At 41.0% G+C, this 13,882-nt stretch carries 11 protein-coding genes; 9 read left to right on the top strand and 2 right to left on the bottom strand.

Annotation, left to right across the window (positions count from 1 at the left end):
• Positions 1–32 precede the first annotated feature (32 nt).
• From HNQ80_RS02230 to HNQ80_RS02205, 6 genes are all read left to right on the top strand, one after another.
• Positions 33–1,340, top strand: coding sequence for a 6-phospho-beta-glucosidase (locus HNQ80_RS02230; protein WP_184307757.1), 1,308 nt, complete (start codon positions 33–35; stop codon positions 1,338–1,340).
• Between the two features lie 20 nt (positions 1,341–1,360).
• A complete protein-coding gene (locus HNQ80_RS02225; RefSeq protein ID WP_184307755.1) occupies positions 1,361–1,669 on the top strand; it encodes a PTS lactose/cellobiose transporter subunit IIA in 309 nt (102 codons plus the stop codon).
• A 43-nt stretch (positions 1,670–1,712) separates the two neighbouring features.
• On the top strand, positions 1,713–2,801 hold the full coding sequence (locus HNQ80_RS02220; RefSeq protein ID WP_184307754.1) for a DUF871 domain-containing protein: 1,089 nt from the start codon (positions 1,713–1,715) through the stop codon (positions 2,799–2,801).
• Positions 2,802–2,848: 47 nt separating this feature from the next.
• Positions 2,849–4,018 carry an N-acetylglucosamine-6-phosphate deacetylase gene (nagA, locus tag HNQ80_RS02215; RefSeq protein WP_184307751.1) on the top strand — a complete coding sequence of 390 codons (1,170 nt, stop codon included), beginning with the start codon at positions 2,849–2,851 and terminating at the stop codon, positions 4,016–4,018.
• Positions 3,999–4,724, top strand: coding sequence for a glucosamine-6-phosphate deaminase (gene nagB / locus HNQ80_RS02210; RefSeq protein ID WP_184307749.1), 726 nt, complete (start codon positions 3,999–4,001; stop codon positions 4,722–4,724). The genes nagA and nagB overlap by 20 nt, the downstream gene beginning before the upstream one ends.
• A 303-nt stretch (positions 4,725–5,027) precedes the next feature.
• A complete protein-coding gene (locus tag HNQ80_RS02205) occupies positions 5,028–7,214 on the top strand; it encodes a DNA topoisomerase III (RefSeq protein ID WP_184307747.1) in 2,187 nt (728 codons plus the stop codon).
• 44 nt (positions 7,215–7,258) lie between these two features.
• On the opposite strand, the gene HNQ80_RS02200 is transcribed toward HNQ80_RS02205, so the two are convergent.
• Positions 7,259–8,335 (bottom strand): M24 family metallopeptidase, encoded by a 1,077-nt coding sequence (locus HNQ80_RS02200; protein WP_184307745.1) that lies wholly within the window; start codon positions 8,333–8,335, stop codon positions 7,259–7,261.
• 724 nt (positions 8,336–9,059) lie between these two features.
• Here HNQ80_RS02200 and HNQ80_RS02195 point away from each other — a divergent pair.
• Positions 9,060–11,018: an endonuclease MutS2 gene (locus HNQ80_RS02195; RefSeq protein ID WP_184307744.1), complete on the top strand. Its 1,959-nt coding sequence runs from the start codon at positions 9,060–9,062 to the stop codon at positions 11,016–11,018.
• A 145-nt stretch (positions 11,019–11,163) separates the two neighbouring features.
• On the top strand, positions 11,164–11,409 hold the full coding sequence (locus HNQ80_RS02190) for a hypothetical protein (RefSeq protein ID WP_184307742.1): 246 nt from the start codon (positions 11,164–11,166) through the stop codon (positions 11,407–11,409).
• 212 nt (positions 11,410–11,621) lie between these two features.
• On the opposite strand, the gene HNQ80_RS02185 is transcribed toward HNQ80_RS02190, so the two are convergent.
• Entirely contained in the window at positions 11,622–12,179 is a 558-nt protein-coding gene (locus tag HNQ80_RS02185) for a nitroreductase family protein (RefSeq protein WP_184307740.1), read from the bottom strand.
• A 286-nt stretch (positions 12,180–12,465) separates the two neighbouring features.
• Here HNQ80_RS02185 and HNQ80_RS02180 point away from each other — a divergent pair, with 286 nt between their 5' ends.
• Positions 12,466–13,866 (top strand): NAD(P)/FAD-dependent oxidoreductase, encoded by a 1,401-nt coding sequence (locus HNQ80_RS02180; RefSeq protein WP_334297380.1) that lies wholly within the window; start codon positions 12,466–12,468, stop codon positions 13,864–13,866.
• Positions 13,867–13,882: the final 16 nt, after the last annotated feature.

The raw sequence follows: 13,882 nt of genomic DNA, 5'->3' as shown, positions 1-13,882 counted from the left end.
AACGAGAGATTTTCTATAAAAGAGGTGTATATATGGGCAAAGGACTAAAAATTACAGTTATTGGTGGAGGCAGTAGCTATACACCAGAACTCATAGAAGGATTTATCAAAAGAACTGCAGAATTACCTGTAGAAGAACTCTATTTGGTGGACATTGAAAGAGGTAAAGAAAAGCTGAATATTACGACAGAATTAACCAAGCGGATGATTGCAAAAGTCGGGCTGAACACCAAAGTATATCAGACTTTAGATCGCAGAGAAGCCATAAAGGATTCAGACTTTATCATTACTCAGATTAGAGTAGGTGGATTAAAGGCTAGGGCGTCTGACGAAAGAATCCCTTTGAAATATAATGCCATTGGGCAAGAAACCACAGGGGCAGGAGGCTTTGCCAAGGCACTGCGAACGATACCAGTTATTTTAGATATATGCAGAGATATAGAGGAATTGGCACCTAAAGCGTGGCTTATAAATTTCACAAATCCTGCCAGCATTATTACAGAAATGGTGCTTCGACATACTCAAGTAAAGGTTGTAGGGTTATGTAATGTACCTATAGGAATGATCAATAATGTAGCGAAAATATTGGATGTAGACAGCAAAAGGATTAGGATAGACTTTGCAGGATTAAATCATATGGTGTACGGCCGAGAAATCTATCTGGATGGGGAAAGAGTAACCAGTGAGGTTTTGACGAAACTGGGCGAAGGCGCTTCCTTGACCATGAAGAATATCAAAGACCTTCAGTGGGATAAAGATTTAATTCGGTCATTGGGGATGCTGCCTTGTCCATATCATAGATATTTCTATATGACAGACGAAATGCTAGAGGAAGAAAAGAATGCAGGAGAAGGTACCAGGGCAGAGCAGGTGATGGAGATTGAAAAAGAACTGTTCAAACGCTATGAAGATCCTAATCTTCAAGAAAAACCTCCAGAACTAGAAAAGCGAGGCGGAGCCTATTATTCCGATGCAGCGGTTTCTTTAATCAGTGCAATCTATAATGACAAAGGGGAAATACATACGGTAAATATTCGAAATAATGGGGCCATTTCAGGGCTGGCTGACGATGTTGTCGTAGAAGTGAATGCAGTAGTAAATCGAGAAGGGTTAAAGCCCATTGCTGTTGGAAAGCTTCCAATTAAGATTCATGGGTTGGTCCATGCAGTAAAGGCATATGAATTATTAACGGTACAAGCAGGAATTTCTGGAGATTATGAGGATGCCCTAATGGCGCTTATCAGTCATCCCTTAGTACCTTCTATCAAAGCAGCGAAGGGGATATTACATGACATCCTGTATGAGAATAAAGGATACCTACCCCAGTTTTCGAAACTATAATGGATAAGGAGCGATTCGGTATGGAGTTTGAAGTAATAATCTGTACAATCATTTCACACAGTGGAGAAGCCAGAAGCTCCAGTATGGAAGCAATTACCCACGCAAAACAAGGAGATTTTAAGAAAGCTGCAGCGTGTCTAGAGGACGCCAATCGTAAACTAAGTTTAGCCCACGGGGAACAGACAAAGTTAATACAGTCAGAAGCACAAGGAGAAAAAATTGAAGTATCCTTACTACTGGTTCATGCGCAGGATCATTTAATGAATGCCATCGTCCTTCGTGATTTGGCAACGGAATTTGTAGACCTTTATAAGCATATGGATAAATAGATAGGAATGGTGTATACCGAAAAAATATTTTGGAGGGATGATCATGAGACAATTGGGTATTTCTATATATCCTGAGCACGCCACAGTGGAAGAGAACAAAGCATACCTATCCTTAGCGGCGCAATATGGATTCACCAGAGTTTTTACCTGCCTGATCTCTGTGAAGGGGGATAAAGAGAAGGTTGTGAGGGAGTTTCAAGAAATTATGAACCATGGCCGATCTTTGGGGATGGAGATTATTGCTGATGTGAGTCCTGCTGTTTTTGAAGACTTTGGCATATCCTATGGGGATCTGAAATTCTTCGAGGATCTATATCTTTCAGGGATAAGGCTCGATCTCGGATTTAGTGGGATGGAAGAAAGTATCATGACCTTTAATCCCTATGGTTTGAAGATAGAGTTGAACATGAGCATTGGAACAAAGTATTTGGACAATATCTTAACCTATCATCCCAATAAAGAGAAAATCATTGGATGTCATAACTTTTATCCCCATCGCTATACAGGACTTTCAAGGGAGCACTTCATCAAATGCTCTAAACAATTTAAGGATTATGGCATACGAACAGCTGCCTTCGTATCTTCAAGGGAAGCAAACTTTGGGCCTTGGCCCCTGAACGAAGGACTATGCACCTTGGAAGAACATAGGAACTTGCCCATTGAAGTACAAGCAAAAGACTTGTTTCATACCGATCTGATTGACGATGTGATCATTGCCAATGCCTTTGCCTCGGAAGCTGAATTAAGGGCTTTGAGTGAATTGAATAAAGAGCTTCTCACATTAAGCATAGAGATGACATCTGGTATTTCAGATATAGAAAGAAAGATCATTTTAGATGAGGTTCATTTTAATCGGGGAGATGTGTCAGCCTACATGGTGCGTTCCACCCAAAGCAGGATAAAATATAAAAACCATCACTTTGAGGCAGCCCACGTAAAACCCATTCGCAGAGGAGATATCTTAATTGAAAGCTCTCTATATGATCGATATGCTGGAGAATTACAGATCGCATTAAAAGATATGGAGAACAGTGGAAAAACCAATGTAGTAGGCAGAGTTTCCGAGGAGGAAATCTATCTTATTGATAGGATAGAACCATGGCAAAAATTCAAATTTGCTGTGAAGAAATAATTTTAAATACTTAGAATCCATGAAAGCTTGAAAAAGGTGGCGAAACCATGACAAAGAAAGCTATAAAGAACGGCCGTATCATTTTGCCAAATGCAATTCTAGAGGGGAAGATTCTTCTCTATGACGAAAAAATTCTTGGAATCGTAGATGGGGTGGATCCAAAAGAAGAAATAGAGTGGCTGGATGCGAAGGGCAACTATATTTCACCGGGCTTTATCGATATTCATATCCATGGCGCCTATGGGTTTGATGCGATGGATGAACAGGAAGAAGCCATCGACAATATCAGTATGGGCATATGCGAAAGGGGTGTTACGGGTTATCTGCCAGCTACGATGACCATGTCAAAGGAAAGAATCCATACGGCTTTGGATAATATAAGAAGCAGCATGGGAAAAAGGGGAAGGGGTGCTCGGGTATTGGGTGCCCATATGGAAGGACCATTTATCCATCCTGAACGAAAAGGAGCCCATGATGAAGCCTATATTTTGAAGCCAGACTACGGATTGATTGCAGACTACCTCGATGTGATTCGTGTCATTACCCTGGCGCCAGAACTGGATGACGGCCATAAGTTTATTCATCAAATGCAGGAGCATCCTCAAGTGGTCCTATCCATCGGGCATTCCAATGCTACCTTCGAAGAAGCCATGGAGGCTATTGAGATGGGGATTCGAAGTGCAACGCACTTGTTTAATGCCATGACGGGTTTTCATCATAGAAATCCTGGGGTGGTGGGAGCTATCCTGAAATCTGATATATTTTGTGAAGCCATTGCAGATAATGTTCACATACATCCAGCTATCTACAGCATTTTGGGAAAGGTGAAAGGTGCGGAAAAAATTATTTTAATTACCGATGCTATGCGGGCGGCATGTTTGAAAAATGGAATCTATGATCTGGGAGGGCAGACGGTAAATGTGGATGACCATGCTGTTAGATTAGAGGATGGTACCCTCGCTGGCAGCATCTTGACTATGAATTATGCTGTGAAAAATTTTCTAGAGAATACAGATTATGACTTGCCTGCGATCATTCATATGGCCAGTCTGAATCCTGCAAAGCTCCTGGGATTAGAAAATCAAAAAGGAAGTCTTGATTTGGGGAAGGATGCAGATATTATTATCTTTAACAAAGATTTTGAGGTGCTGACCACAATTGTTGAAGGACAATTGTGCTTCAGAAGGGAGAAAGAAGATGCGGATCATTGTTGCTAAAGATTATAATGAGCTCAGTAAAAAAGCAGCCAGTATCCTGGCAGGCCAGATTTTGCTGAAATCCAATAGTGTTTTAGGGTTGGCCACAGGCTCTACACCCATTGGAACTTACCAAGAACTGGTTCGTATGTATCGAGAGGGAATTATTGATTTTGAAGAGATTGTTACCTTCAATTTGGACGAATACTATAGTCTGCCTCGATCAAATGAACAAAGCTATTACTACTTTATGAATGAGCATTTATTTCAACATATCAATATACGGAACGAAAATGTCCACATACCCAATGGTATAACAAGGGATATTGAATCGGAGTGCAAAAGATATGAAGAAGAGATTAAAAAAACAGGCGGTATTGATTTTCAGCTATTGGGTATAGGGAGAAACGGCCATATTGGCTTTAATGAGCCTGATGTGAAGTTTGAGGCGGTTACTCATTTGGTAACATTGGACCAAGATACCATAGATGCCAATGCCAGATTTTTCGATGATCCAAAGGATGTACCCCATAAAGCCATCAGCATGGGCATTAAAACCATCATGCACTCTAAAAAAATAATGTTGCTGGCCAGCGGTTCGGAAAAGGCCAAAACCATATATGGTATGATCCATGGAAATATAACGCCAGAATTGCCTGCATCCATATTACAACTCCATCCTGAGGCCACAGTGATTCTGGATGAAGCAGCTGCTGAACTTCTTTAACAGGGGTTCATTGTAAGGAATAATGTGCCGAAAGGGTATTACTCCAGATGCGGTCATTCTGAATGAAACGAAGTGAAATGAAGAATCTGCCTTTTAAATATCAGATTCTTCGCTGCACTCAGAATGACAATCTCTGTTATTTACCAATAAAAAGATAGGCTTCATACTGAATGTCTGTAGAGATATAAGAACAAGAACTGCCCCAAATCAAGGCAGTTTTTTTATGCGTTCATTGGTGTTTGAAAAGTTCATAGGAAAATGTGTTATACTATGAAGGATAGAGATTCGGAAAGGAATGTTGATATGAGTAAAATATTGGTATTGGCTGAGAAACCTTCCGTGGGGAGGGACTTGGCAAGGATTTTACATTGCAGGAAAAAAGAAAATGGCTATTTAGAAGGTGAAAAATATATTGTTACCTGGGCACTGGGGCATTTGGTAACTTTAGCCGACCCAGAGGAATATGAAGATCGATACAAAGCATGGAGAATTGAAGATCTGCCCATGCTGCCAGAACATTTAAAGCTGGTGGTGATCAGACAGAGCAGCAAGCAATTTCATGTGGTAAAGGAACAATTGAATCGAAAGGATGTAGGGGAGATTGTCATTGCCACTGATGCCGGCCGGGAAGGGGAATTGGTAGGAAGATGGATCTTGGAAAAGGCCCATGTGAGAAAGCCCATCAAGCGCCTTTGGATATCCTCCGTTACGGATAAGGCAATTCAGGAAGGGTTTAAAAATTTAAAAGAGGGAAAGGCCTATGAAAATCTTTATGCATCGGCAGTAGCCCGTGCGGAGGCCGATTGGATTGTGGGAATTAATGCTACCCGAGCCCTAACCTGTCGATACAATGCCCAGCTATCCTGCGGCAGGGTTCAGACTCCAACCCTAGCCATTATTGCAAGACGAGAAGAGGAAATCAAGAATTTTATACCGAAAAGTTTTTATGGTATTACTGCTGCCACAAAAGAGCTAAAGCTCACATGGCAGGATGCCCGGACGAAGGATATCAAAACCTTTGACAAGGAAAGGTGTGATCAAATTCTACGGTCTTTGCAGAATCAAGATGGAAAGGTTATGGATATCGATAAGGTCTATAAGAAGAGTTATGCTCCCCAGCTTTATGATCTAACGGAGCTTCAACGGGATGCCAATCGAATTTTTAATTATTCTGCCAAGGAAACCCTCTCGATTATGCAAAGCTTGTATGAGCGTCACAAGGTATTGACCTACCCCCGGACAGATTCAAGATATATCTCTACCGATATGGTAGAAACATTGAAGGATCGGGTGAAAGCCTGTGGTGTAGGACCCTATGCTGGAAGTGCAGGAAAGATTTTAAGATCTCCCATACGGGAAAGCAAAGCATTTGTAGACAATAGTAAGGTATCGGACCACCATGCTATTATCCCCACAGAACAGTCTGTCTTCTTGGGGGACTTAAATGATAGGGAACGGAAGATCTATGATTTGGTGGTGAAGCGATTCCTAGCTGTATTATACCCACCCTTCGAATATGAACAGACCATCATCAAGGCGCAAGTCGGAAATGAGCTTTTTGTGGCCAAGGGGAAAATGGTGATTTCTCCAGGATGGAAAGAGGTTTACAGTGGGCAATATGATGAGGAGGAAGACCAAGACCATCTTTCTGACCAGACCCTGCCTCGGGTGAATAAAGGAGATAGCCTAAAGATCGTCTCGATCGGTCAGACTAAGGGAGAGACCAAGCCTCCAGCTCCCTTCAATGAAGGAACCCTGCTTTCCGCCATGGAAAACCCTGCCAAATATATGGCCAATGAGGATAAAGGACTGATTAAAACCATTGGTGAGACAGGAGGGCTTGGTACAGTAGCTACCCGGGCAGATATTATTGAAAAGCTATTTAATAGCTTCTTGATTGAAAAGAAGGGTAAGGATATTTTTATTACATCCAAGGGAAGGCAGCTTCTGGAGTTGGTGCCTGAGGATTTAAAATCACCTGCACTAACGGCCCAATGGGAGCAAAAGCTTGGTGCCATTGCTAAGGGCGCATTGAATAAGAATGTGTTTATTCAAGAAATGCGAGGCTATGCAAAAAGTGTAGTGAACGAAATCAAGAACAGTGAAGAAACCTTTAAGCATGATAATCTGACAAGGAACCGATGCCCAGAGTGTGGAAAGTATATGCTGGAGGTAAAAGGAAAAAAAGGAAAAATGCTGGTTTGCCAGGATCGGGAGTGCGGCCATCGGAAAAGTGTTGCAAAGGTGACCAATGCCCGATGTCCAAACTGTCATAAGAAACTGGAGCTGCGGGGTGAGGGAGAAGGTCAAATATTTGTATGCAGCTGTGGTCATAAGGAAAAGCTGTCAGCTTTCAACGAGAGAAGGAAACAAGATAAAGACAAGGTTTCCAAGAAGGATGTATCTAAGTATCTCAACCAGCAGAAGAAAGGCAAAGAAGAGCCCATCAATACAGCCTTAGCAGATGCTCTGGCAAAGCTGAAACTATAGAATAAAATGACCCTATGGCATGCCATAGGGTCATTTTATTCGAATTATTCAATAATCACTAAATCTTTGGTATAGTTGTTCAGTACTTTACAACCATCCTCCGTAACCAATACCAAATCCTCGATCCGTACGCCGAATTCTCCTGGAAGATAGATGCCTGGTTCAATAGAAAATATCATGCCTGGTGCTACGCAATCCGTATTGACAGAGGATACATCACCAAAATCGTGGACTTCGATACCAATAGAATGCCCTGTTCTGTGGGTGAAGAATTGCCCATAGCCCTTTTCTTCAATATAGCTTCTGGCAGCCTGGTCTATATCGCAGAATCTCACGCCTGGCTTTACCGTGGCGATGGCTCGTTCATTGGCCTCCTTTACGATGTGGTATACCTCTCTGGCCTTGTCAGATACGGATTTATAAAACACAGTCCTGGTCATATCGGAGCAATAGGAGGATTTTTTACAACCAATGTCGATGATGATACTATCTCCTTCTTTGAGTTGAGAATGGCCTGGTTCATGGTGAGGAGCCGCACAGTTGGTACCATAGGCAATAATAGGATCGAAGGAAGGTCCTTCTGCACCCAAATCTTCATAAATCTCCATAAGGAGTTGAACCATATGTTTTTCGGTATACTTATTAAGAAGGAGATTTACCATTCGATCCAGGGCCTGATCATTGATCATAGAGGCTTCCTCCATTAAGTGAACCTCTTTTTCATCCTTGGACATTCTAATCTCATCAAGGATATAGGAGCCATTTAAAAACGTGCTGCCTCCCTTCAATTCCATCAATCGAAGCAAAAATTTTGCAGGCCAGTTTTTGTCAATGCCCATAGGTTTTTCTTTGTCTACATATTCAGCCAAGATTTGTAGGGGTTCATCGGTGTCTTTAAACCAGATTTTTTCCACACCCAGATCTTCAGGGACTGGAAATAGCTCGTTGATAAATAGTTTATGATTACCCCATACATTTAGGTAAAGAACGAGCATTCTCTCCCCGGGATGAATCCATTTACCTGTAAGATAGAATATGGACGCAGGATCAGATATGATCATTTGGGGAATGTGACTTTGCTCCATTTTTGTTAAGAGTTTTTTCAATCTAAGATTTTCCATGATTTTCACTCCTCTATATTTAATAATAGGATTCTATGCTGATGGATGTAGATATTCTATACATATACAATTTTTTCCTTCTTTATAGTGTTTTACTGGAATGAATAGTGAAATCAATGCACATATTAGGCATATAGGGATAAAATATATTGATAATAATATTTTATTGATGTAAAATGTAGGTAGTTCTGAAAAAAAGGGGTTTATTTGATGAGTGAGTTTGTTCTTATCTAACAAATTGCATAAGTAATCTTAAGGTAATGTTGAAGATACCTGCTTTGACAGGTTTATTTGTTGTGCCTTGAGATGAAGTTAGATAAAGAACACGAAATAGCCCATCTCATCAAGCCTATGACATATGGTCTTAGAAACCTTGACATAGGTCTGTATAAATTTATTTGCTATTGGATGCCGTGCTCTGCACGGCATTTTTGCGTCTATAACTCTCTGGGGATATCTCTCATGGGGTTATAGATAAAAGCAAATTTGATAATTATGGAAAGATTGAGGCTGTAGATAAAGTGTATTTATCTGCAGCTTTACTTTTTTGGAGGTGTTATCTTGTTATCGGTAGGTATTTTTTAGATTGAGGATAAAAGGCTGAATTGGCATACTGAGCGCAGTGAAGAGTCATAAAGAGACAAGATCCTTCGCGAATGCTCAGGATGACAGATATCTTGATCATCTTATAAGCATTAGATTTAAAAAATAGGAGGCGTACAAATTGAACAAACATACCATGGAAATATTAGAATACAACAAAATTAAAGAAAGATTAAAAGGCTTTGCTGTATCAGAGCAAGCCAAGGAAATGATTGATCAGCTGGAACCCTATGTGGAGATCAAGCAGATTGAGAGATATTTAAAAGAAACTACAGAAGCGAGGGCCATCGTGAATATTAGCTCCAGCATTCCTCTCCATAGCTTGAGCGGTATGAAGAAGATAAAAACAAACCTGGAAAAAGGAGCTATCCTATCTCCAGAAGAACTTGAACTGATATCTGGATTTCTGAAAGAGGGAAAAAGGCTAAAACGGTTTATGAAGGACAAGGAATATGCAGCACCTACCGTCAGCAGCTATGTCCTATCACTTCATGAATTGGAGGGGGTGACAGAGGAGATCGACCGATGTATTGTTCGAGGTAGAGTGGATGATCAGGCCAGCGGCGCTCTTGGAAAGATTAGAAGAAGAATAGCCCTTGTGGAAGACAAAATTAAGGCAAAGCTGGATTCCTATTTGAGAAATAGTGCTTTTAAGGGTTATATGCAAAATGAGTTGATCAGTCAACGGGATGGCAGGTATGTGATCCCTGTGAAGAGTGAATATAAAAAGAATGTTGAAGGCAACGTGTTGGATACATCTGGCAGTGGGTCCACAGTATTTATTGAGCCAGCTGAGGTTAAGAAGCTTCAGGATGAACTCAATAGCCTGCGATATGATGAGGAAGATGAGGTTTATAAGATATTATCCATCCTTACGGTCCATGTATCCCAGCATGAAAAGGAAATATCCATCAATATGGAAACCATGATTTATTGTGACTTTCTCTTCGCCAAAGGGAAGTATAGCAAGGCCATAGATGGGAGAAATGCAGCGCTGAATACCAGAAATTATATTTGCATCAAGAAAGGCAGACACCCTCTCCTAGGAAACAGTGCTGTTCCCTTGGACTTTGAAATCGGAGAAAGATATCAAAGTCTAGTGATTACTGGACCCAATACAGGAGGCAAGACCGTTGTACTAAAAACAGTGGGACTTTTAACCATGATGATTCAATCCGGCCTTCATGTTCCTGTGGAAGAAGAAAGTGAATTCGCCATCTTTTTGAGCATCTTGGTGGATATTGGAGATGGGCAAAGTATCGAGCAAAACCTCAGCACCTTTTCCTCCCATATCAAGAACATCATTAGTATATTGGCTTGTGCAGACCAGAAAACCATGGTCATATTAGATGAAATTGGTGCAGGCACTGACCCTGGAGAAGGGATGGGCATAGGCATTGCTGTTCTGGAGGAACTATATAACAAAAAAGCCATTACCATTGCCACCACCCATTACAGCGAGATCAAGGATTTTGCCCAGACGCATAAAGGCTTTATCAATGGCTGTATGGATTTCGATACCAAATCATTAAAACCATTGTATCGATTGAGGATAGGAAAGGCTGGGGAAAGCAATGCCTTCTACATTGCCCTCAGGCTTGGAATGAGGCCAGAATTGATTGAGAGGGCCCATCAGGTGACCTATAGGGAAGAGAGAACGTATAGTTCCAAATGGACACATGAGGAATCTATGATAGACCAAGGGATGATAGAGAGACATCAAGAGCAGATGGAGAAAAGCAAAAAAGCCGAGGAAAGGAACGCTATGGCAGAAAAGCAAGAAGCTCGTCCCAAATTTCAAATAGGAGACTGCGTGCATATCAGCACGATGAATCGAACGGGGATTGTGTGCGAAATGGAAAATGGTCGAGGAGAGGTTGGAGTCATGGTCATGAAGAAAAAGTTCAAGATCAATCATAAGCGTCTATCTCTTTATATTGAAGGGCAAGAGCTATACCCGGAAAACTATGACTTTGATATTGTACTGGAAAGTAAGGAGAATAGAAAAAAGAAAAAGCTCCTGGAGAAAGGGCATACCCAGGGCGTGAGAATAGAAGTGGAAGGAAAGAAAGATAGTTAGTTGGATGGATAAGGAAAAAATTATGAAAAATTTGATAAATTAGAAGGAATTTTCATAATTTTCTATAATATAAAACAGAGTAGTCATGATTGTGATTTATAAAGAGCAAACTTTCATCTCATTACAAAAAAAGGGGGCAAAACGAATGAAAAATCTTCACTACTGCGTTGATTGCAGAAGAATCGCTAGTTTTAATGGAGAGTGCAGCTATTGCAATTCCACCAGCGTAAAAGATCTCGTAAAAAAAGCACCAGTAAATGTAATTGGGACAAAAACTAAGGGTCGAGTGATGAATGTAAGAAATAATATGTTAGAGCTATTATGTGTGGATGAAGGAAATACAAAATCCATCCGCCAATTTGAAGCGGAGCGATTACAAAAAATACTTTAGACTTATTGCGATGAAAAAAACCTCTGATCCTATGGCTGTAGGAAAAGAGGTTTTTTTATAGCATAAGAAAGGATACTTTTTTATGCTATAAAAAGCAGGGGTGCAGGGGAAACATTCTCCTGCCGCAGTCAGAGGGGTGCTCAGGCTGCTTTGCAGCCGTCGAAGGGGAACTAGGTTCCCCTAGCGAAAGCGCCCTTAGGCGCTTTTTTTATTTATTTTATAATGCTTACGATGTCTTCTTTTCTTGGAGGTGCTGTGGGTTCCATGGCTTTGTAGCCAAAGGCGCCTGAACAAAATGGTGTATACTGATCGGGAATACCAAGTTCTTTTCGCAGCGCTGCCCCCTCCTCTGTGCTAAACAGACTGGCCAGTGCATGGATCCAACAGGAGCCTATGCCCAGGGATTCTGCTGACAAAAGCATATTCTGCAAAGCCACAGCACAATCTATTTGAGCAAGCATTGCCTTCTCATCTCCGGAAATAATAATAAATGTAGGTGCATGATAAAAGACACTAAAATTTGGGTCTTTCACCCTTTCTTCAAACATCTTATTTCCTGACTTCGCCAAGAGAGTTCTACAGGCTTCATTGATTTTGTGCAATAGCTCTTTGTTCTGTACGACAGTGAAATGCCAAGGTTGCCCATTCATGGCGCTTGGGGCAAACTGTCCAGCTTCTAAAATGAGCTGTAATTCTTCGGTCTTGATTTGTTCATCCTTGAAAGCTCGGATGCTTCGCCGACTCAATATGGTTTTCATGGTTTCGTTCATGAGTTTTACCCTCCTTATATGTATAATGGTACTTTCTATTATACCACCAATCGAGAACCATTTATTTGCATGGTCGTATAGCTGTTGGGATTTTATTCAAAAAGAGAAAAACTCTATATTTCAATTATAACCACAAAAATTAGATTTAACAAAAAAGTGCTAGTCAAAGGGTGAAAATAATTGTACAATAATGATGTAAATCAAATTAATGTTCGACATAATACGAATTATAAATGTATGAAATATAAAAAAATACGAAATATGAACTTCGAAGAAGGAGTGGATGATGTTGAGATACGATGTAATTATTGTGGGTGCAGGACCAGCAGGGATTTTCACGGCGTTGGAATTGGTGAGACAAAAATCAGACAAAAAAATATTAATCATTGAAAAGGGAAAAAGAATTGATAAAAGACATTGTCCCAAAGAACAAACAAAACAATGCGTATACTGTAAACCTTATTGTCATATCACTACGGGCTTTTCAGGGGCAGGGGCATTTTCCGATGGAAAGCTCTCTTTAAGTCATGAGGTCGGTGGAGATTTACCCGATATCATTGGCGTAGATACAGCCCAGGAATTTATCCGCTATACGGATCAGATTTATCTGGATTATGGAGCTGACACGAAGGTAGAAGGCATAGAGAACAATGATGAAGTAAAAGCTATCCGAAGAAAGGCCATTGAAGCTGGACTCAAACTGGTGGACTGTCCAATTCGTCATTTGGGGACAGAGAAAGCCCAAGAAATCTATCTCAAGATACAAAATGATTTGATGGCATCTGGCGTAGAGATTCAATTTGATACGGTGGTAAAGGATCTATTGATTGAAGAAGGCGCTGCAAAAGGTGTGTTGATTGCTGATGCAAAGACCAAAAAAGAAGATGAAGTAATCCAGGGAGACCGAATCATTGTGGCATCGGGCAGAAAAGGAGCCGATTGGCTGAAGGATATGTGCTTAAAGCATGATATTCGTCATAGTGCAGGTACTGTGGATATCGGTGTTCGAGTGGAAGTAAGAAATGAGATCATGGAGACGGTAAACGAAGCCCTTTATGAATCAAAGCTCATTGGATATCCAGCACCCTTCAAAAACAAGGTGAGAACCTTCTGTCAAAACCCCGGAGGCTTTGTGTCTCAGGAGAACTATGACAATGATTTGGCTATTGTGAATGGGCATTCCTACAAAGATAAAAAATCCCATAACACGAATCTAGCTATATTAAGCTCCCACAACTTCTCTCAACCCTTCAATCAGCCGATTCAGTATGGTAAGAAGGTGGCTGAACTGGTAAATATGCTGGGGAATGGTAAGATTCTTGTGCAGCGATATGGGGATATCTTGGAAGGAAAAAGAACCTGGCAGCATGAGTTAGATCAATCTAACGTGCGGCCTACTTTACCCGATGCAGTGGCAGGGGATTTGACCTCAGCGATTCCCTATCGACCAATGATGAATATCCTCAATTTTATCAAGGCTATGGATACGGTAGTACCAGGCTTCGCCAGCAGGGAGACCTTGTTATATGGACCAGAGATTAAATTCTACAGCAACAAGATCAATATCGATAAGAGCTTTGAGACCAATATAAAAGGCCTATATTGTTTAGGTGACTCCAGCGGCTGGACCAGAGGACTGATGATGGCCTCTGTGATGGGAGTCCTTATGGCCCGAAAGATAAAGTAATGATAAGGCGTATACA

The organism is Anaerosolibacter carboniphilus, from assembly GCF_014205875.1.
Classification (GTDB): domain Bacteria; phylum Bacillota; class Clostridia; order Peptostreptococcales; family Thermotaleaceae; genus Anaerosolibacter; species Anaerosolibacter carboniphilus.
This window is presented reverse-complemented; position numbering and strand designations above follow the sequence as displayed.